The sequence below is a fragment of the Pseudomonas sp. Root329 genome (assembly GCF_001424925.1).
In the GTDB taxonomy this organism is placed as follows: Bacteria; Pseudomonadota; Gammaproteobacteria; order Pseudomonadales; family Pseudomonadaceae; genus Aquipseudomonas; species Aquipseudomonas arabinosi.
Genome location: NZ_LMCV01000034.1, coordinates 101829 through 122929, shown reverse-complemented (window position 1 = coordinate 122929; position 21101 = coordinate 101829). Strand labels below are relative to the sequence as shown.

The following is a 21101-nucleotide window of genomic DNA, read 5'->3' as shown; positions in this document are numbered from 1 at the left end:
CTTAGAAGCCCAGGCTCAGATGTTCAGCGATTGGACCCAGCGCCAATGTCGGCAGGAAGGTCAAACCACCCACCAGCAAAATGGTCACGGTCAGCAAGGTCACGAACAGCGGGCCATGGGTCGGGAAGCTGTTCTGGCCGATCGGTGCGGTTTTCTTCATCGCCAGGCTGCCGGCCAGGGCCAGTACCGGGAGGATGTAACCGAAGCGACCGATCAACATGCCAAGGCCGAGCATCAGGTTGTGGAACGCGGTGTTGGCACCGAAGCCGCCGAACGCCGAACCGTTGTTGGCACTGGCCGAGGTGTAGGCGTACAGCAACTGGCTGAAACCGTGGGCACCGGGGTTGCTCACCGCCGCGACCGGGCCGGGCAGACTCGCGGCAATCGCGCCGAGCACCAGCACGCCGACCGGCATCACCAGCAAGGTCACCACCAGCAACTGGACTTCCTTGGCCTGCAGTTTCTTGCCGAGGTATTCCGGGGTACGGCCGATCATCAGGCCGGCGAGGAACACCGCAATCAACACGTTCAGCAACATGCCGTAGAGCCCGGCACCGACGCCGCCGAAGATCACTTCGCCGACCATCATGTTGACCATCGCGACCATGCCGCTCAGCGGGTTGAGGCTGTCGTGCATGCCGTTGACCGAACCGTTGGACGCCGCGGTAGTGGTCACCGACCACAGCACCGTGGCGGTCGTGCCGAAGCGTGCTTCCTTGCCTTCCAGTGGCGCGGTCTGTTCGACGGCGACATTGTTCAGGGTCGGGTTCGGCTGGTATTCAGCCCACAGCGACGTCGCGCCGCCGATCAGGAACAGCGCCAGCATGCAGGCGATGATCGCGCGGCTCTGACGCAGGTCTTTCACGTAGTGGCCGAAGGTGAACACCAGCGCCACCGGGATCAGAATGATCGAGCCGACTTCGAACAGATTGCTCCACGCCGTCGGGTTCTCGAACGGGTGCGCCGAGTTGACGCCGAAGAAGCCACCGCCGTTGGTGCCCAGTTGCTTGATCGCAATCTGGCTGGCGGCCGGGCCGAGCGGGATCACCTGATCGACGCCTTGCATGGTCACGGCATTCACGTACTGAGCGAATGTTTGCGGCACGCCCTGCCAGACCAGGTACAGCGCCAGCAGCAGGCACAGCGGCAGCAAGCCGTAGAGGGTGGCGCGGGTCATGTCGACCCAGAAGTTGCCGAGGGTCTTGGTCGACTTGCGACCAATACCGCGACACAGGGCTACCAACACGGCGAGGCCGGTGGCGGCGCTGACGAAGTTCTGCACAGTGAGGCCGACCATCTGACTCAGGTAGCTGAGCGAGGCTTCACCGCTGTAGGCCTGCCAGTTGGTATTGGTCATGAAGCTGACGGCGGTGTTGAACGCCAGTGTCCACTCCTGACCTGGCAGGTTCTGCGGGTTGAGCGGCAAGTGGTCCTGGAACAACAGGATCGCGAACAACAGCAAAAAGCCCGCGAGGTTGAAAGCGAGCAAGGCCAGGGTGTATTTCTGCCAGCTCTGTTCGGCCTGCGGATCGACGCCGGCCACCCGATAACACCCGCGTTCCACCGGCCCGAGAATCGGCGAAAGCCAAGTGCGCTGACCTTCCATCACCTTGTAGTAGAAGCGCCCCAGAAACGGTGCCGGAATCAGCACCAGGGCGAAGAAGGCAAGGATCAGCCAATAGTCATAACTGTGCATAGCCGCTCCTAGTTCCGGTCCGCGCGCAACAGCGCAACCAACAGATAAATGAACAGCCCCACTGCCAGTAGCAGTGACACCCCGTCCAGAACGCTCATGGAAGTTCTCCGTGTTACGGCGTATTGCCGCGTGTGGAGCCATTGTCGGAAGGAAGGCTGTAAAGGAACGAGATCGAGGGGGTTGGCTGGGCATAAAGAAAGCGTAAAGAGTGGGTTTATGCCGGCGTTACAGGGGTGTCTGGGCGGGCGCCATCGCGAGCAAGCTCGCTCCCACAGGGGATCAGTGTTGTTTGGGCGAACGCATTCCAAATGTGGGAGCGGGCTTGCTCGCGAAGGCGGCATTACAGGCAACAACGCTCTGAACTGGCGCACAAAAATGCGCACATCCAGCACCGAACATCCCCGATACGACGCCTTTCTGCACTTTACGACCGCCATCACAACACTGGCACGCCCACTGCAAACGCACTCCCCCGAGCTTTCCAAACCGTTCAGGGAGCAACGCATGAACACACAACTCAAACCCACGCTGGGCACGTTGCACTTGTGGGGTATTGCGGTCGGGCTGGTGATTTCCGGTGAATACTTCGGCTGGAGTTACGGCTGGGGCGTGGCGGGCACACTCGGTTTTCTGGTGACGTCCTTCATGGTCGCCACGATGTACACGTGCTTCATCTTCAGTTTCACCGAGCTGACCACCGCGATTCCTCATGCTGGTGGTCCCTTTGCCTACAGCCGCCGCGCCTTTGGCGAGAAAGGCGGATTGATCGCGGGGCTGGCGACACTGATTGAATTTGTCTTCGCCCCGCCGGCCATTGCCTTGGCAATCGGTGCCTACCTCAACGTGCAATTTCCCGCACTCGACCCGAAACACGCAGCGGTCGGTGCCTACATCGTGTTCATGGGCCTGAACATCCTCGGGGTGAAACTGGCGGCGACCTTCGAACTGGTGGTCTGCGTTCTCGCAGTGGCCGAACTGTTGGTGTTCATGGGCGTGGTCGCCCCGGCGTTCAGCTTCAGTAACTTTGCGTTGAATGGCTGGGCCGGCTCCGATGTGTTCGGCGCGCCGGCGATTGCCGGCATGTTCGCGGCGATTCCGTTCGCGATCTGGTTTTTCCTGGCTATCGAAGGCGCCGCCATGGCCGCCGAAGAAGCCAAGGATCCGAAACGCACGATTCCGAAGGCCTACATCAGCGGCATTCTGACGTTGGTTTTGCTGGCGATGGGCGTGATGTTCTTTGCCGGCGGCGTCGGTGACTGGCGTACCCTGTCGAACATCAACGACCCGCTGCCGCAAGCGATGAAAACCGTGGTGGGCGAGAGTTCGGGCTGGCTGCACATGCTGGTGTGGATCGGCCTGTTCGGCCTGGTGGCGAGTTTCCACGGGATCATCCTCGGCTACTCGCGGCAATTCTTCGCCCTCGCCCGGGCCGGTTACCTGCCGACGTCCCTGGCCAAATTGTCACGTTTTCAGACCCCGCACCGGGCAATCATCGCCGGTGGCGTGATCGGCATTGCCGCGATCTACAGTGACGGATTGATCAACCTGGGCGGCATGACGCTGACGGCGGCGATGATCACGATGGCGGTCTTCGGGGCGATCGTGATGTACATCATGAGCATGCTCAGCCTGTTCAAACTGCGCAAAACCGAACCGAATCTGGAGCGTACCTTTCGCGCGCCGTGCTATCCGTTGGTGCCGTTCATTGCGCTGGTGCTGGCGGTGGTCTGCCTGGTGGCAATGGCCTGGTTCAACACGTTGATCGGGTTGATCTTCCTGGGCTTCATGGCAGTGGGGTTCGTGTACTTCATGCTCACGGCGCAATTGCGTGCCGATGCGCCGGCGGACGCGATGCTGACCGGGCTCTAACCTCCCCCCGTAGGAGCTGCCGCAGGCTGCGATCTTTTGATTTTGGCGATGCAGCAGACGCTAAAGATCAAAAGATCGCAGCCTGCGGCAGCTCCTACAAGGATGTACGGTGTCTATGGCAGATCAGGCATAGAATGGAACCACTGCGAAAATTAATCGCTCAAAGTGGTATGCACGATCGATTGGCGAAACCCGCCCATCGGCCTGCCCTCAAGGAGAGCCCTATGCCCTGGTATGCCTGGTTGATTCTGATCGTTGCCATCGGCTCGATCGTTGGTGGTTTGATGATGTTGCGTGACACCGCCACCAAGGTCGATCTGACCGAGGAGCAACGCAAACGCGTCGCTGAACGCAACGCGGAAGCGGACGCCAAGGATGCGCAGGACCGCTAAAACAAAAACCCCGTCATTCTCATCAAATGACGGGGTTTTGCGTTTCTACTTTTCCCAATCGGCCTTGGCAATGTGCAAGCCATGCAGCCCTTTGTACGCAGCACGTTCCGGCTGGCTCCAGCCTTCAAGCAACGAATCCTCCAACCGATAAATCTCCACCCCGAGCGGGCGACACACGCTTAGCGGGTCCTGCGCATCCGGCCCCCACATGGCCAGCGACAGATCGCCGCCCGGGCAGGTCGAGAGCGCGCAGAGCAGATCGATTTCGGCAAAAAACTCCAGGTAATCGCCCTTCTGTGCCGGACAGGCTTTCATGAAGTACATGTCGTCGTGGTTCAGTCCCGTGCACTGGAAAATGTTCAGCACGTCATGCACGTCGAACTCGGTCAGCCCATGAGGCAGCACCGCGCGGGTCAGGTTCGAGTGGCAGTGATGGTGGAAGTCTTCGCCGGTGAGCATTTTGTTCACATAAGGGTCGCAGCGGGTGCCGAGTAAATCGTGCAAGCGACCGCCATGTTCGTCGATGCCGTAACCGGCCAGGCTGTCATCGGTGATGGTCACCAGCGGCCGCAAAAAAGGCAGGTTCGACCAGAGGCGGTCATGGGTGCTGACGTGTGCGCCCTGTAACTGCCGGGTCCGTGCCGCCCACAAACGCTCCCGTGGATCGTTGGCATTCCAGACGTTGAAATCCCCGACTTGCGGCCCGACAGGTGTGGTCACACGAAACACATGCCCGGCCGGCACCTTCCACGCGCGACCGGTGCGGATCGGCACCTCGAATTCCTCAATTAGCGTGCGCCCCTCCTTCGCATCGCGGATCCGCTCGTAGAAGGCTTTGTCCACCTGCAAGGCTGAGCCTTTGCTGACTTGATAGGCCGCCGGATAGTCTTTGTACATGGCACGAATCCTCGATCAGTGATGGGAAATTGGGGCAAGCATTTGCAACAGGAGGTGTTCGGAATCGTCGAGATACAGGCTCATGGCGTCCTCGGCCGCGCGTTTGTCGCCCTCGGCCAACAACTCATGGATCTGCCGGTCACGCGCCAGCCAGGGCGCCTGAAAACGAGATTCATCGGGAGCGGTGCAGAACACCAGGCGCAATTGCGCGACGACGTTGGTGAAGAACTCATCGAACAACGGACTGCGCAGCAATCCGACGATGTGTTGATGAAAGGCCAGACTGTGGGTGCCGGCGGCACGCCAGTCTTCGCGCTCCCGGGCAAGTTCGGTGGCTTCCAGGGCTTCGAGCATCCGGTCGGATTGATAGTCGCGCAGCGGCTGACTCGCGCTGATGGCCTGCAGTTCCAGGGTGCGCCTGACCTTGAACAGATCCCGTACGTCCTCGACGCCCAGCCTGCGCACCATCACGCCCTTGTTGCGCACATAACGGGTCAGACCTTCCTGCCCCAGGCGATGCAGCGCCTCGCGAATGGTATTGCGGGAGGCGTTGTAGGCAGACACCAGATCGTTTTCCACCAACGCCATGCCGGGCAGCAAACGGCCGCCAATGATGTCGGCGCGTAACTCAAGGGTGATGTGGTCGGCCAGGGACAGTCCGCTGTTCATACTCATTGCCTCGTGATTGTTCAACAATCGTCAGTTAATGAGTAATCACTATTCGTGCCAATTTATTCTAGACAGCAGGACGGAGTTGGACGCATCTGCATGCTTTTTAGAAGTAGAAGTACAATCACCATCCCATTTTCATTGGTTAATATGGCGCATTGTTGCGGAGATACCCGATGCGTTACTCGCAGGACCATAAAGCCCAGACCCACCAACGCATCATCAAGGAAGCGTCAGCGCGCTTTCGCCGCGATGGCATTGGCGCGACAGGTCTGCAACCGCTGATGAAAGCACTGGGCCTGACTCACGGTGGTTTCTACTCGCATTTCAAGTCCAAGGACGAACTGGTGGAAAAGGCTTTGCAAGCCGCAGGCGAGCAGGTCGATGTGATTTGCGCCGAGCTCTTCGCCCAGGATCGTCCGCTGGAAGCGTTCATCGACACCTATTTGTCCGAATGGCACCAGACCTCACCCGATGAAGGTTGCCCGCTGCCGACCATGTCATCGGAACTCGGCCTGCGCGGGCAGCAAAGCCCGACCACTGACGTGGTGCTCAACGCACGGCTCGAACAAGTGCAAGGCACTCTTGAAGACGAGAACGCCGCCGACCAAAGCATCGTGATCATGTCGACACTGGTCGGGGCTTTACTGCTGTCACGCAGTGTCGAGAATCCCGAGCTGGCGCAGCAGATTCTCGACGTGACTCGCGCCTATCTCAAACAGCCCCGGGACTAACCCTCCCAACGCTTGAACAGCACGCTGGCATTCACCCCACCAAACCCGAAGCCGTTGGACAGCGCGTATTCGATTGCCATCGGTCGCGCCTGACCGTGGACGATGTCCACGCCTTGGGCGGCGGGGTCCGGGTTGTCGAAGTTGAGGGTGGCCGGCACGACCTGATCGCGAATCGCCAACAACGTGAAGATCGCCTCGATACCGCCCGCTGCACCGAGCAAATGCCCGGTGGCCGATTTGGTCGATGTCACGGCGATTTTGTTATCCGTGCCGAACAACGCCTTGATGGCCGCCAACTCACCCAAGTCCCCGACCGGGGTCGAGGTTGCGTGAGCATTGAGATGCTGCACCTGCGCCGGCGAAATGCCTGCCTGGGCCAATGCCAGCGACATCGCCCGTTGCGCACCGCTGCCATCCTCGGGACCTGCCGTCAGGTGATAGGCATCGGCACTGGTGCCGTAACCGACCAGTTCCGCCAGCGGTTGAGCACCACGGGCCAAGGCATGTTCCAGGGATTCGATCACCAGAAGTCCAGCGCCCTCCCCCATGACGAAGCCATCGCGGTCACTGTCGAACGGCCGAGAGGCACGTTCCGGGGTGTCGTTGTAACCACTGGACAAAGCGCGAGCAGCGGCAAACCCGGCGAGACTGACGCGATCGATCGCCGCTTCCGCGCCGCCACAGACCGCAATGTCTGCCTCGCCACAACGAATCAACCGCGCCGCATCACCAATCGCCTGCACCCCGGCCGCGCAAGCTGTCACCGGCGCACCCAATGGGCCCTTGAAACCGTGCTGGATCGACACATGCCCCGCGGCGAGATTGACCAAGAATGAAGGAATGGTGAACGGCGACAGACGTCGCGGCCCACGGCTGTCCGTGGTGCGCACCGCATCGGCAATCGCACCGAAACCACCCACGCCGGAACCGATAATGGTTGCCGTACGCTCCTGGGCATTGGTGTCCGCCGCTTGCCAACCGGCCTGCTCCAGCGCCTGACGCGCCGCTTCCATGGCGAACATAATGAAGCGGTCCATCTTCTTCTGCTCTTTGGGCGCTGTCGCCCGGTCCGGGTCAAACCCCGCCTCGGGATCGTCAGCCAGCGTCGGCACTGCGCCACCGACCTTGGCCGGCAAATCGGCAACCACCTCGTCCGGCAAATTGCGCAACCCCGAACGCCCGGCCAACAGACGCGACCAGACGGCTTCGACGCCAGAACCCAATGGCGACACCAGGCCCATGCCCGTTACAACTATTCGACGATCACTCATACCGCAAATACCTCAAGCCGATTCATGACGCCTCACGTGTAACGCGCGGCGGCCTTACTTTTGGAAAGATTCGGCGCCAATACATGACGCGCCGCAATGAAGGCATCCCAGTCGGCCGCATCCGGCAACGAAGGAATGGTGATCAACTCACCCTGATCCAGACCCGACAACGCGGCATCGACCATATCATCAGCTTCCATGACCATCTCCGCCGGAATTTGCGTTGCGTCGATACCGGAGCGCTCCCAGATCTCGGTGCGTGTTACGCCTGGCAACACGGCCTGCACCTTGACCCCGGTGCCCTCCAGTTCAGCGTTCAACGACTGCGTCAGACTTAACACATAAGCCTTGCTGGCGGTGTAAGTTGCGTTGAAGCGCTCGGGAAACAACGCCACCACTGACCCGATATTGATGATCGTCCCCCGACCCGCCTTGGCAAAACTGGCGGCCGCTGCCGATGCCAACCGCGTGACCGTTGTCACGTTCAGTTGAATCAAACGCTCCAGCTGATCCATGTCGGCATTGGCCAACAAACCATCCGCTGCAACACCGGCGTTGTTCAGCAACAGGCTGATACTCGAATCGCTGCGAAGACGCTGTTCAAGCTTCAGCACCTCATCCTTTTGCGTCAGATCCGCCTTGAGCACCTCGACCTGAACGCCATGCTCGGCGCGCAACTTGGTAGCTGCCACTTCCAGCCGCTCTTGATCACGGGCGACCAATAACAAATCAAAACCACGCGCCGCCAACCGCTCGGCGTAAATCGCACCGATACCGGAAGAAGCACCGGTGACGAGGGCCCTACCTTGGGACTGTACAGAGTTCATGACTGTGCTCCTGGGAGATGCCTAAGGGAAAGACAAGCGCCTGTGGCTCAGAACGCTTGGCGGAAACCAATTTATTATAGGCATAATCTCAGCTGTATATGATAGGCATAATTTTTCTCATATCGACGAAAGGCCCACCCTCACAGCGTTCGCCAGAAAGCAAAAAGGCCGATCAATGACCGGCCCCTGGCGCTGATGTATAAGCTTAGTTCACCTCAAGCTTCTCGCGATTCTTATCCAGAATCGCTTTACCGATTCCCTTCACTTCGAGCAATTCGTCCACGGACGCAAACGGCCCATTACTCTCACGATAAGCAACAATCGCCTTGGCCTTGGCCTCGCCCACACCGGCCAACTCGCGCTGAAGGGTTGGCGCATCGGCCTGATTCAGATCGACCTTGCCAGACTGCGACTTGGGAGAAACTTCCAGCACCAAGGGTGCATTGCCAGCCTCGGGCTTGACCGTCGGCGCAGCAATGGCAACAATAGAGGCGCTGGTGAGCAGGGCAAAAACCAGAGAGTAGAAATAGCCAGTACGCATAAATGAAGCTCCATGACATCGATTGAGAAAGCAGCTTTTCCGAAGCTGCCTCCCAAACTTAGGCGATGTCTGGAGACTGTCAAAAGTGTGTCCGTTACAGGATGTGAAACAATCAAGGTTCGAGGCGGCGTTGCTGGTAGATCCAGTCGACGATATCGCCGTCGGGGGTGTAACCGCTGACGGTTTCACGCAGGAGCTGACGGACATGAGCGTAATCATCCATATGTTAGCCGTCATGATCATCGGATGTTGCGTCGCTGCCACGCTGTCGCCGATCAGCAACTCTTCGTAGAGTTATTTCCTTGGCGAAAAGCCTCGGACAGCGCAGATACAGCAGATCAAAACATTATCATCCTGATCTCGACGTTGGCAGAGAACTTAGCACTGTCGTGCACGTCGAGATACCAAAACGTATCTCACTACTGCAAACATTTTTAAAGGTACAGAGCGGGCAAGACTCAGCACTATCAGCGCGTCAATAACGCACTGGCGTCAATCCTCCTAAACCTGGAAAAACGAACGCGGAAAGACCGTTTGAGCACAAACACGACTCGATTGCGCAGCGTCGTTATGGGACACTTACTCTCGCTGAGCATCAGAAAACCATACAGCCCTACACCACCCAAGAGCCACTGTTTCTGGCTCCGCTCGCAAAAAACTGCGTACTCCAGGGCACAAGCTGTGCTCACGGCACAAAACCCCGACATCATTTGATAGGTTTACCATCATGGCTAACGCCCCTATTTTAATCACCGGCGGCGCCGGTTTTATTGGCTCCCATCTGACCGATGCTTTGCTCGCCAAGGGCTACGCAGTGCGAATTCTCGATGACTTGTCCACCGGAAAGCGCAGCAACCTGCCGCAAGAAAATCCACACGTCGAATTTGTCGAAGGCGATGTCGCCAATGCCGCTTTGGTTGCGCGGGTCATGATCGGTTGTCGGGCAGTTGTGCATTTAGCCGCAGTGGCTTCGGTCCAAGCCTCAGTAGACGATCCTGTACGCACCCACCAGAGCAACTTCATAGGTAGCTTGAACGTCTGCGAAGCTATGCGCCAAGCTGAAGTCAAACGCGTGGTATTTGCCTCGAGTGCCGCGGTGTACGGCAACAATGGAGAAGGGCAAGCTATTGACGAGGAGACGCCTAAGGCGCCGTTGACACCCTATGCCTCGGACAAACTAGCGAGCGAGTATTACTTCGACTTCTACCGACGCCAGCACGCTCTTGAGCCAGTTGTGTTCCGTTTTTTCAATATCTTTGGCCCACGCCAAGACCCCTCCTCACCCTACTCGGGGGTGATTAGCATTTTCAGCGAGCGGGCGCATAAAGGTCTCCCCATTACAGTCTTCGGCGACGGTGAACAAACCCGAGACTTTGTTTATGTGGAAGATTTGGTAAAGGTGTTGGTGCAAGCCATCGAAGCCCCGCAGGTCGAAGTGGGCGCAATCAACGTCGGAATGAATCAAGCCACCACACTCAACCAGATGCTGGAAACATTGGCCGAGGTAGTAGGAGAACTGCCACCAGTCAGCTATGGTTCGGCGCGCTCCGGAGATATTCGCCACTCGCGGGCAAATAACCAACGACTTCTTGAAAGATTTCAACTCCCCGAGCAGACACCGATGAAGGTTGGATTAGCCCGGCTGCTGGGTACAGAGGCTTGTTGAATTATTGAATAATACCGACACCAGATTACGTAAAAACTTAGCTTCTGACGCTTTTCAAATCAACTGCTCCACCTCTTCATTTTTTCACGATGACGATAAGGAGCGGGGACACCTTGCGAAGCGTATGCAAATAAGCTGATATTCAGAAGTGGAAGATATAAACAAGACTGGTTTGGTCAAACGCAACGCCTTGCACTCAGACAATGACGAAAATACCCTACATGATTCGACACTGGGTATTTTCTTTAATCATGACTGTTGCAGGGCTCCCATAAAACCCGAGCTCACCGAGTTCAAATAACAACTTCAACTACTCGAGCGGCCTCAACTTTGTAACCCTCTTGCCAAGCATCACCTCCCCCACCCTTGATCTTTAGCGACCCATCCAACGACGTAAAAAACACGCCGCTCTCAAAGTAAGTTGCATATGTGGGGATCAAGGTTCGAGGCGACGCTGCTGGTAAATCCAGTCGACGATATCGCCATCCGGTGTGTAGCCACTGACTGTCTCGCGCAGCAACTGACGAACCCGGGAATAGTCATCCCGCTCAACGGCAGCAAGCAATTCAGTCAGCCGGGCCTTGAGCACCTCCCAAGACAGGTGATCTTCATTGGCACTCATGATCATTGGATGCGGGGTTGCAGCCACGTTGTCACCAATCAGCAACTCTTCGTAAAGCTTTTCGCCCGGACGCAGGCCAGTGAATTCGATTGAGATATCGCCGTGAAGATTTTTCTCCGAACGAACGCTCAGACCCGAAAGGTGAATCATCCTCTCCGCCAGCTCGACAATCTTCACCGGTTCGCCCATATCGAGCACAAACACGTCACCGCCCTGCCCCATCGATCCAGCCTGAATTACCAGCTGCGCTGCTTCGGGAATGGTCATGAAATAACGGGTGATTTTCGGATGGGTGACCGTCAACGGTCCACCCGACTTGATCTGCTTATGAAACAGAGGAATAACTGAGCCGGAAGAACCCAGCACATTGCCAAACCGGACCATCGTGAATCGGGTTTTATTTACCCGCGATACGTTAGCCTTATCGCCAAAAAACACCGGCGCAATCTCCCGACTCAGCGCCTGAAGGATCAATTCGGCCAGCCGCTTGGTGCTACCCATCACATTGGTCGGGCGCACCGCCTTGTCTGTGGAAATCAGTACAAAGTTCGCAACACTTGCCTGCAATGCAGCCTGAGCCGTATTGAGTGTTCCAATCACATTATTCAGCACGCCTTCAGCGATATTGTGTTCAACCATAGGAACGTGTTTGTACGCGGCTGCGTGATAGACCGTGTCTACATTCCAGGTCTTCATTACATCAAGGAGCTTATGGGGATGACGAATGGAGCCCAGGATAGGCAATAGCCGGACAGGCAGCGACTCACGGGCAATACGCTGCTCAAGCTCGAACAAGATACTGTAAAGATTGAACTCACTATGTTCGAACAACAAAAGCGTGGTCGGACCAATGGAAAAAATCTGCCGGCACAACTCCGAGCCAATCGAACCACCGGCTCCCGTCACCATCACCGTTTTACCCTTGATACAGCGCGCCAGCAGATCGGGTTGCGCCGGAACCGAATCGCGCCCCAGCAAATCGGCGATATCAACCTCCTGGATGTCATCGACCGTCACCCGGCCACTGGCCAGATCAGTAAAATTCGGCACACTGCGAACGTGAAGCGGAAAGCCTTCCAGAAGATTGAGAATCTCCCGACGTCGCGCTCGAGTAGACGATGGCAGAGCCAGAAGAATCTCCTCCGCCCCCGTCACATCGATCATCTGCTGAATATGCTTGGGCTTGTAAACCTTTAAGCCAGCAATCGAACGATCCGCAATGCTTGTATCATCGTCGATAAAAGCGACAGGCCGCATAACCCGGCCCATACGCAAAGCAGCAACGAGTTGATTGCCCGCAACACCGGCTCCATAAATGGCCACCTTGGTCAGGCCATTGTCACGATTGGTGAACGGAACGTGCTGGGCGGCGTTGAACCAGTCACCCATAAAATATTGGCGCATACAGAGACGCAGCCCGCCAATGATGACGAGGCTCAACCACCAGTAGTTGAAGATAATGGAACGTGGTACCACAGCTTCGTGGTTGCTGTACCAATAGACAACGACCGCAAGTAGCAGCGATGACAGGCTGACGGCCTTGATGATGGCAATCAATGCGTCGTTGCCAAAGTAGCGCATGACCGCACGGTACATACCGAAGCGGACGAAGAGAGGGACGGCCACCACTGGCGCGCACACGAAGAGCCAAAAATGGACCTTTAGGGGATTGTACATGCCGTCAATGCCGAGACGAACGATGAAGGCAAGCCATAGAGCAAACCAAACCAGCACCGTGTCCGTGGCCACCTGTAACAATCTTTTTTGCCTACGAGGCAGACCCAGCAAAAAAACTCTAAATTTGTCCATAAGTACTTGACCTGCCAGGCCTGTCCCTCATCACTAGATCTGATACGTCATTGTACATAAACATCCCACCTCATCACCTGAAACCTGACGATAGAGACTGCCAAAGGATCAATGATCGCACACCATATGTATGCATGGCTGCAGGACGCTCAACGACTAAGGCCGCTAGCAAAATTGATCCTGCGCCAAGCTGACTCAGGCAGAGGATCACAAAACCGCTTACACGTCTATATGAGGAGCTTCGCCGACGGCATGTTTGCGACACTCGCAATAGTAGACCAGCTCATGCTCGGGCAATTCGCGGATGGCCTTGCATAAGCAGCAGGCCTGCCGAAACGGCCTGCGCATGCCGTACCCGGCCGACGTGACGACTTCCTCATCGGCCTGAATAGCAACAGGCGGCGATGCTTTCGACTTCACTGAAGAGCGCGAGTTGTGGTGTTACCAAGTCGGCGGCGCGCCCGCACCTAAGGCCGACCCCGGGCGCATGATGAGGTGCTGCTTCCCGACAGAAAATCGGGTGCCCGCATCGGAGATCAGGCCTCGGTTTGAATGTGGCGGATCATGAACGGTTACGAATAATTTAGGGGTTATACGACTTAATTCGAGGGTGTTACACTTGCTTCCATACGTTTGGATTCTGTCGCCTCCAAGGGGCGAATGCCTATCATGGTTCAACCAAGAAAAATAGCCACCGAAGGTGCTTTGGGGAGTAGATCTGGAGATCAGCAGGTGAGCCAATTCAACACAGCACGGATTAATGTCAGTGCGCTTTATCGTATAAAGAAAAAATCAGGCTCGCTAGAAAGTATCGATCGTGCGTTACCGCCCCCCGAAACAACCTCCGGCAGTATCTATTCGGAGAAAGCAAACCCTATCCAAGGCTCCAATCACTCTCTGTACCGACACTGGCAAGAGCTTTCTGGTGGACCCACTCAAATCATTTGCTACCTACGCCCCTTCAACCGCGAGATTTTAGCTCTTGTTGCGTAAAACAGGGGGGATTCAGCTCCTCAGCGAGTGTTTATGGAGACCTGCAGCATTTTCCGCAACAAAGCGTCATGCCCTCTCGGCGACCAATCCTTGAAAAAAAAATTGGCTCTGTGATTCGCTTATACTAGGCCGCGCTGGGATGGTGAGGTGGCTCGCGATGCCGATCCGGCATTTGCAAGCAAACAATCAGATTGGTGTGCTGAACTCTGCACTGAAACTATGCACGCAGATTATTGACGCAGGCAGAGCAACCCCCCAAAGGATTCAAAAAGTGAGTGTATCGATGCAAAAGGCGACACCGATCAATCCACATAGCAAGCATTCAGTTTCTCCAGTCACCTTGATTTCGTGTTTGTGGCGCAACCGTCGACTCACTCTGCAAATGACAAAGAGAGAAGTAATCGGACGGTATCGCGGGTCGATGCTGGGTTTGGCATGGTCTTTTTTTAACCCGGTACTGATGTTGTTGGTATACACCTTCTTTTTCGCAGTAGTGTTCAAATCGCGCTGGGGCACGGGCGGGACCGATAGCAAGACTGATTTTGCCGTTATATTGTTCGTAGGCATGATCGTTCACGGCTTGTTTTCAGAAATCCTGAATCGCTCGCCAAGACTGATTCTGGATAATGCCAATTACGTCAAAAAAGTTGTATTTCCTATTGAAATACTTCCAGCCATCAGTATTGGCGTGGCACTTTTTCATGCAACGGTAAGTCTTGCTGTTCTATTGATCGCCTTCTTGATTTTCAACGGTTTTATTCAATGGACCGCTGTATTTATACCGCTGGTTATATTGCCACTGATCATACTCTCGCTGGGGGCTGCCTGGTTTCTCGCTTCGCTGGGTGTGTACTTACGCGACGTGGCTCAAACTATTGGTCTTTTCACCACTGTGCTAATGTTTCTTTCCCCGGTTTTCTACCCTGCCACATCATTGCCTGAGGCCGTACGTCCATGGCTAATGATCAACCCGCTTACCTTCATTATTGAACAAGCACGGGAAGTGATGATATGGGGGAGACTCCCGAACTTTCAGGGCTTGGCGGTTTACACACTCTGCGCAGTCATCATTGCATGGCTAGGCTATATCTGGTTCCAGAAGACAAGAAAGGGGTTTGCTGATGTCCTCTAATGACTTAGCAATTTCGGTTGCAGGTGTCTCAAAGATTTATCATCTTTATGAAAAACCACAAGACCGACTGAAGCAAATTCTCTGGAAAGGCGCTACTAATCCCAGCGATGAGTTCTGGGCGCTACGGGATATCAACTTTGATGTAAAGAAAGGCGAAACCGTCGGTATTGTGGGGCGTAACGGCTCAGGCAAATCCACGCTTTTGCAGATCATCTGCGGGACCCTTACCCCTTCGCATGGCCACGTAGAGCGTCAAGGTCGTTTATCAGCCTTGCTTGAACTCGGCTCTGGTTTCAATCCAGAGTTTACAGGGCGTGAAAACGTTTACCTAAGTGCATCGATACTTGGATTGTCAAAAGAAGAAATTGATAATCGATTTGATAAAATTGCCGGTTTTGCTGACATCGGGCAGTTTATCGACAGCCCTGTAAAACACTACTCGAGCGGTATGTTTGCCAGGCTGGCATTCTCGGTGTCTGTTCACGTTGAACCCGAAATATTGATCGTAGATGAAATTCTTGCTGTCGGTGATGCGGCATTCCAGCGACGTTGCCTTTCGAAGTTTTACGAAATACGTGATCGTGGTTGCACCATCCTTTTTGTATCACACGACCAATATCAAGTTAAATCGGTGTGTGAACGAGCGCTGTACCTTAAAGAAGGCCGACAAGTCATGTTCGGTCCTGCGCCTAGAGTCATCGATCAATACATGATCGAAATGGAGGCTCAGGTTGCTCAAAGTACCACCGCAGCATTCGCAGCCACGCTGGCAGCAGCCGCTGCTGCTGAAAGTCACGACACTTCAGAATCTGGCGAGTCAGATGCCGGCAAGCCAAAAAGTGTCGCCCCCAAAGCGACTCTGAGTAACAGCGAATCTGCGGATCAGCTGTTTAAAATCACGGATGTCCGCCTGACTGACACCGAAGGCACGGCACTGGAAACCGTGACAACCGGGCAATCCGTGAGTGTGTGTTTCGATTTTGTCGCACTGGTTGATACACCGCCGGAAGAGATCAGTTTCGTCTTCAATCTATATAGACATGATGAGCTGTATCTATGTGGCGCTACCACATTGATGGACAAAATCCCGGCCTACCGTTCCTCAAGTGCAGGAACTGTATCGATTGACTTTGCAGATCTCCCCCTGCTGAGCGGTCAGTACAAGTGGCGGGTAGCAATTAACGACAATGTTGGATTCATAACTTACGCAGAAGCAAAAAATGCGTGCTCGTTCCGTGTTGAAGATAACTTCAAAGCGGTTGGCATGTTAAGCCTTCCGCGACAGTGGAATTTTCAACCAAACGATCTCAACAGTATTTGAATAGGCCACAAATGGAACGGTTAGATATCAACTCTGCTCCAGAGAGAGCGAACATAGAAGCGTCAATCCATTTCGCAAGATACTCGGTTGCCACGCCCTTTGTTAAAAACAAGCGAGTCCTGGATATCGCCTGCGGCGAGGGTTATGGCAGTTACCTCTTAAAGCAGGCTGGAGCCGAAGAGGTCGTCGGCGTAGATGTGTTCGTCGACGCAGTGAATCGCGCTACCCGTTCGTTTGGTGGTCCTGGGATCGAGTTTACTGCGGCTGACGCAACAACCATCGAAGACAAGTTTCCGCCCGAGTACTTTGACGTTATCGTTTCGTGTGAAACCATTGAGCACATTGAAGATCCGGCAGCTTATTTGCAATCACTGAAACGCGTCGCAAAGAAAGACGCGATCATTATCATTAGTTGTCCAAATGACTATTGGTATTTCCCGGAAGAACATCAGCGCAACCCGTACCACTTGCGCAAATACCGATTCGAAGAGTTTCAGCAGCTCGCCAGCAGCGTACTGGGAGACAACGTCAATTGGAGCATAGGAACCGCGGTCTTTGGATTCGGATCAACGTCGCTAGATATCGAGCGAGACTATGAAACCGTTCCTGATAGCTGGATGAAATTCAACTCAGTCCAAGGTGCATACCTTGTAAATGGTGGTGAAAAACCGGAATTTAATGCTGAGAACTGCAGCTATTATTTCGGCATCTGGAATGCACCTGAAATCATTAATGGTGCTGCTGTTTTCCCGATCAGTATGGACGCGTATGCGCGCATGGTTCATGCAATGGACGGCACATTGCTTGTGGATGAACGGTTGAAGGTGGACACTCTCCATCAGGGTTTGACGGCCCTTCAAATGGAAGCTGATACGCTTAAGGCGGACTTGAGAAAAACACGACTTAACTATCAGGCAACGCTGACGGAAAACGAACTGGTAAAAGAAAGATTGCATGTGTTCAACTCCACTCAGCATGAGTTGAATGCAGTAGTGCATGCGCTTCAGGCCGAAGTGGCAAGAGTGACCGCAGAACGTGATCAAATGCGAGTCGGTTATTACCGTTATCTCCGTTTGGGAGGGCTGGTTCCTCGCCATGCTCGAGCGCTGATAAAAAAGGTCTTCAGAATTGTTCGCGGGAACCCCAACTAATGAAAGTTCTAGGGCTGGATATCATCCCGGGGCTTTCGCGCGGGCTCTACGTTTATGACAATGCGCACGCTCTTCTGGCGTCTGATGCCTGGCGGGAGACGGGGCCGAACATCGGCAGTAGTGGCGAGAACCTAACGATCTCTTTCCTTTCGATGAACCGTTCGTCGCTATCGATCAAGCTGCTCAAGTCCATTGAAGAGTTCTTGCCGCATTTCGCCGGTGAAGTGCTGATTATCGATAACGGCTCTTCGACAGAAGAAATCGAGCGGATGCGCGAGGCGTGCAAAACGCTAACTTTCCGCACCCGTATTGTTGAGCTAGGGCAAAATTTCGGTGTTTCAGGCGGCCGTAATAGAACCATTCCACACGTCACGACAGAATGGCTGATGTGTCTGGACAACGATATCTACTTCACGATGAATCCGCTAAAGCAGATTCAGCATGATCTAGCGGTTCTTGGCTGTCATTTCATGAGCCTTCCCTTGCTGGACCCAGATGGTCAAACAATCTTCGCCAGGGGCGGTCACGTTTATGTGTCCTATGAAGAGGGCGAACTTCATATCGGTGCTGGAAGCGCTTCCCTGCAGACAAAAATACAGGACGTTATCAGTCAGCCGTTCCTCGGGACTTTCCTGTTTGGTGGTGCTTGCGTCGTTAACAAGGACACGTTCGCTCGTGTCGGTAGTTATGACGAGGGTATGTTTGTTGGCTTTGAGGATATCGATTTTTCGGTACGCCTGTTCCAGCAGGGCTACAAAGTCGGTTGCGCATCGGTATGCGCTTTGGTGCATGACCACCCAATGCCTGATTCAGACGCTGATCGCAACTATGAAAAAGAACGTTTTTCTCGCGGTGTTCTTCACAAGTCTGCGATGCACCTTGAGGCAAAACACGGTTTCAAGATCTGGGGTGATGCGGTAGACCATTGGGTCCAGTCACGGCACGATGAACTGGGGCTCAACAATGAAGCCGATCACATTTCCGCTCCCGTAAAGGTGGTATCGGTAGAGCATGAAAAGACGAAAATCGCACTGATCATCGATACGGATAACTGGGCGTTTGGAAATATCGCCCGGCAACTGGAACGCTATTTGAGTGAGCAGTTTGATTTCGTTGTGATACCGATGGATATCATCGATAACATCGACAAAATATTCATGATGACCGAAGACTGTGACATCGTGCACTTCTTCTGGAGAGAACATTTAACACTCATCGGTACGCCGTACTACAGAAGTTATGTTGAAAGCCTTGGCATGCCATATGAGCTGTTCCATGAGCGCTTTATTGCCACTAAAAAGCTCAGCACAAGTGTTTACGACCACCTGCTTCTGGAAGAAGACGAACTCAGTGGCCGCGCCCATCTTTTTACCGAAATAGTTGCTGGCTACACTGTGGGCTCTGAAAAGTTAAACAGCATTTATTCCGAAGTAAGCGGCTATCCCGAACCCACCCGAGTAATCGAGGATGGTGTCGACCTGACAAAATTCATGCCCATGAATATTGAACGCCTTCGAGAAGTCGGTCAGCGTGAGCTAGTCATTGGCTGGGTTGGAAACAGTAAGTGGGCGGCAGAGCTCGAAGACTTCAAAGGCGTGAATTCGATCCTCAAGCCAGCAATTGAGCAACTTCAGCAAGAAGGTTTTGCTGTAAAAAGCCTGTTCGCTGACCGACAGGATCAATTCATTCCCCATGACCAGATGCCTAACTACTACTCAAAGATCGACGTCTATGTGTGTACGTCGAAGATAGAAGGTACGCCTAACCCTGTTCTGGAATCGATGGCCTGCGGGGTACCGGTTATCAGTACTGATGTCGGCATCGTGCCGCAGGCTTTCGGTGAGTTGCAGAAAGCCTTTATCTTGCCTGAGAGAACGGTTGAAGCGCTCAAGGACAGTATCCGCAAGCTCGTCGAAGAGCCAGCGTTGCTGTCTCGGCTTTCAACAGAAAACGTTGAAAGAATCAAAGAGTGGGACTGGTCTATAAAGGCTGCAAAGTTTGGTCAGTACTTTGAAAGCCTTACAGCGATCGACAGCCGTACTTGAAAGCAGGGGATGCCGCAGGTTCGGATCAGCCTGCGGCATGCAAGACGGTTTGAGCGTAGGTTGGCGCAGTCATTCCGGTATCGCAGTCTACCGGATATACCTGCCCTATCCGCTATCACACTCCTCAAAACGCTAATCGACATCGATCCCACTACACGGAATATATGCAGTGAAAAAACCTCCATCGGCGACGAGTGACATCAGAGGAGCTAGCTTTGAAGGAAGATCTGATTCGTTCGAACTTTTCGGAGAAATGGCAGACACGCTCCTGTTTTGGGTGAGCGAACTGCATCGCAAACTCATCGAGAACGGCGTCAAGCAGGTATTCTTTCTCTCCAGAGAGGGACAACCGCTCAAGCAAATGTTCGACTGCTATTGCGTTCGCATGGGCGTCCCGATTCAGAGCCGTTACCTGGAGGTTTCTCGCAGATCAACGCTGCTGCCTTCTCTGAATGCGCTGAGCGAAGAGCGGTTCGAAACGCTTTTCAGGCAATATCGGCGAATGTCGCTGCTGGAGTTTCTCTCGAGCCTTGGGCTGGATGAGTTCTGCACGGAGCTGTCGGCCTTGCTGGGTCTGACGACTGAACAGTCGAATCAAAGGCAGGAGGACTTTCCCGAAAGTGACCTCCTCTCCCGACTTAAGGCGTTGCCGCGATTCATTGCGGTATATGACGAGCAACGGCTGAGTCGTCGAAAGGCATTTGGGCAGTATCTTTCTACCCTCTCGGAAGGTGATGTTCCCGAAAACCTTGTGGTCGTGGACGTCGGCTGGAAGGGCACGATTCAGGACAACCTTTACGCGCTGTTGTGCAAGGGACCGGCATCGCCAGTCAAATCAGTTACGGGCTACTACATCGGGCTTATTGCGCCAGGGGCGGCAGGTTCTGCGAATCCCAAGCACGGCCTTCTGTTTTCCTCCATTGCAGGCCGCACGTCGCGGTTTCATGTATTTAATGAAAATCGCGCCCTGTTCGAAATTCTCCTTGCAGCAGATCATGGCTCAGCGGCCAGCTACCAAATAGACACGAATGGCAGGGCTAGTGCCGTCCATGACACGTTCCATGAGCAAGAGATGCTGGAGGCTCTGGTGTTTCCTGTTCAGCGTCACATCTTCGCTCGTTACAACCAGTTGCTGGAAGACATGACACTGCAAGCCGGTACGCAGTCGCTACGTCTTGAGCAGATCGCTCGCAGCCACGCGCGCTTGGTTTTCCAACCTTCACAGTCCGAGATCGACTGGTTTTCTTCAGTATTTCATGTTGAAAACTACGGTGTGTTTGAGCGCTCTTTCTTTACCGGCGCGCACAAGGTCCCGAGCTTTTCTGATAGGTTGAAGTTCATGCTCACCGTCCTGAGGCGCAACGGACGAGGATTGCTTGGGTTCTGGCCATGGAAGAAGCTCGATGAGCGGGTTGGCCGCCCAATAGCCAACTTATATGGATTAATCCGCTATTTTCAGAAGTAAT

18 protein-coding genes and 1 pseudogene are annotated in these 21101 nt (G+C 54.6%); 10 read left to right on the top strand and 9 right to left on the bottom strand.

What is annotated here, in order from left to right:
* Window position 1: 1 nt before the first annotated feature.
* Window positions 2-1696: a potassium-transporting ATPase subunit KdpA gene (kdpA, locus tag ASC74_RS22285; RefSeq protein ID WP_056744134.1), complete on the bottom strand. Its 1695-nt coding sequence runs from the start codon at window positions 1694-1696 to the stop codon at window positions 2-4.
* Window positions 1697-1704: 8 nt separating this feature from the next.
* Window positions 1705-1794, bottom strand: coding sequence for a K(+)-transporting ATPase subunit F (gene kdpF / locus ASC74_RS31320; RefSeq protein ID WP_007899818.1), 90 nt, complete (start codon window positions 1792-1794; stop codon window positions 1705-1707).
* Window positions 1795-2200: 406 nt separating this feature from the next.
* Between kdpF and eat the strand changes: the two genes are divergently transcribed.
* Window positions 2201-3565, top strand: a complete 1365-nt coding sequence (gene eat / locus ASC74_RS22280; RefSeq protein WP_056744132.1) for an ethanolamine permease — start codon at window positions 2201-2203, stop codon at window positions 3563-3565.
* Window positions 3566-3789: 224 nt separating this feature from the next.
* Window positions 3790-3957 carry a DUF2897 family protein gene (locus ASC74_RS31315; protein ID WP_082555873.1) on the top strand — a complete coding sequence of 56 codons (168 nt, stop codon included), beginning with the start codon at window positions 3790-3792 and terminating at the stop codon, window positions 3955-3957.
* 45 nt (window positions 3958-4002) lie between these two features.
* Here the strand turns inward: ASC74_RS31315 and ASC74_RS22275 are convergent, their stop codons facing one another.
* Window positions 4003-4854: an urea carboxylase-associated family protein gene (locus ASC74_RS22275; protein ID WP_046057108.1), complete on the bottom strand. Its 852-nt coding sequence runs from the start codon at window positions 4852-4854 to the stop codon at window positions 4003-4005.
* 15 nt (window positions 4855-4869) lie between these two features.
* The gene (locus tag ASC74_RS22270) at window positions 4870-5523 is read right to left on the bottom strand and encodes a GntR family transcriptional regulator (RefSeq protein WP_056744130.1); all 654 of its coding nucleotides are present in this window, start codon (window positions 5521-5523) and stop codon (window positions 4870-4872) included.
* Between the two features lie 176 nt (window positions 5524-5699).
* On the opposite strand from ASC74_RS22270, the gene ASC74_RS22265 reads away from it, so the two are divergent.
* Window positions 5700-6257: a TetR/AcrR family transcriptional regulator gene (locus ASC74_RS22265; protein WP_056744129.1), complete on the top strand. Its 558-nt coding sequence runs from the start codon at window positions 5700-5702 to the stop codon at window positions 6255-6257.
* On the opposite strand, the gene fabF is transcribed toward ASC74_RS22265, so the two are convergent.
* The 4 genes and pseudogenes from fabF to ASC74_RS32480 form a co-directional block, all read right to left on the bottom strand.
* Entirely contained in the window at window positions 6254-7528 is a 1275-nt protein-coding gene (gene fabF, locus ASC74_RS22260; RefSeq protein ID WP_056744127.1) for a beta-ketoacyl-ACP synthase II, read from the bottom strand. The genes ASC74_RS22265 and fabF overlap by 4 nt on opposite strands.
* Before the next feature lie 32 nt (window positions 7529-7560).
* On the bottom strand, window positions 7561-8355 hold the full coding sequence (locus ASC74_RS22255) for an SDR family NAD(P)-dependent oxidoreductase (protein WP_056744125.1): 795 nt from the start codon (window positions 8353-8355) through the stop codon (window positions 7561-7563).
* A 205-nt stretch (window positions 8356-8560) separates the two neighbouring features.
* Window positions 8561-8896 carry a ComEA family DNA-binding protein gene (locus ASC74_RS22250; RefSeq protein WP_056744124.1) on the bottom strand — a complete coding sequence of 112 codons (336 nt, stop codon included), beginning with the start codon at window positions 8894-8896 and terminating at the stop codon, window positions 8561-8563.
* 112 nt (window positions 8897-9008) lie between these two features.
* Window positions 9009-9190 (bottom strand): annotated as a pseudogene (locus ASC74_RS32480) (hypothetical protein); the annotation flags it as partial.
* A gap of 433 nt (window positions 9191-9623) precedes the next feature.
* On the opposite strand from ASC74_RS32480, the gene ASC74_RS22245 reads away from it, so the two are divergent.
* Window positions 9624-10562 (top strand): NAD-dependent epimerase/dehydratase family protein, encoded by a 939-nt coding sequence (locus ASC74_RS22245; protein WP_056744122.1) that lies wholly within the window; start codon window positions 9624-9626, stop codon window positions 10560-10562.
* A gap of 436 nt (window positions 10563-10998) precedes the next feature.
* Here the strand turns inward: ASC74_RS22245 and ASC74_RS22240 are convergent, their stop codons facing one another.
* On the bottom strand, window positions 10999-12993 hold the full coding sequence (locus tag ASC74_RS22240; protein ID WP_056744120.1) for a polysaccharide biosynthesis protein: 1995 nt from the start codon (window positions 12991-12993) through the stop codon (window positions 10999-11001).
* Window positions 12994-13653: 660 nt separating this feature from the next.
* Between ASC74_RS22240 and ASC74_RS31670 the strand changes: the two genes are divergently transcribed.
* The 6 genes from ASC74_RS31670 (at window position 13654) to ASC74_RS22210 (ending at window position 21100) form a co-directional block, all read left to right on the top strand.
* Window positions 13654-13986: a hypothetical protein gene (locus ASC74_RS31670; RefSeq protein ID WP_156400839.1), complete on the top strand. Its 333-nt coding sequence runs from the start codon at window positions 13654-13656 to the stop codon at window positions 13984-13986.
* Window positions 13987-14287: 301 nt separating this feature from the next.
* A complete protein-coding gene (locus tag ASC74_RS22230) occupies window positions 14288-15118 on the top strand; it encodes an ABC transporter permease (protein ID WP_236713336.1) in 831 nt (276 codons plus the stop codon).
* A complete protein-coding gene (locus tag ASC74_RS22225; protein ID WP_056744117.1) occupies window positions 15108-16439 on the top strand; it encodes an ABC transporter ATP-binding protein in 1332 nt (443 codons plus the stop codon). Before ASC74_RS22230 ends, ASC74_RS22225 begins: the two co-directional genes overlap by 11 nt.
* An 11-nt stretch (window positions 16440-16450) precedes the next feature.
* Complete coding sequence (locus tag ASC74_RS22220) at window positions 16451-17590, top strand: class I SAM-dependent methyltransferase (RefSeq protein ID WP_056744115.1); 1140 nt, start codon at window positions 16451-16453, stop codon at window positions 17588-17590.
* Window positions 17590-19635 carry a glycosyltransferase gene (locus ASC74_RS22215; RefSeq protein ID WP_056744113.1) on the top strand — a complete coding sequence of 682 codons (2046 nt, stop codon included), beginning with the start codon at window positions 17590-17592 and terminating at the stop codon, window positions 19633-19635. Before ASC74_RS22220 ends, ASC74_RS22215 begins: the two co-directional genes overlap by 1 nt.
* 169 nt (window positions 19636-19804) lie before the next feature.
* Window positions 19805-21100 carry a hypothetical protein gene (locus tag ASC74_RS22210; RefSeq protein ID WP_236713327.1) on the top strand — a complete coding sequence of 432 codons (1296 nt, stop codon included), beginning with the start codon at window positions 19805-19807 and terminating at the stop codon, window positions 21098-21100.
* Window position 21101: the final 1 nt, after the last annotated feature.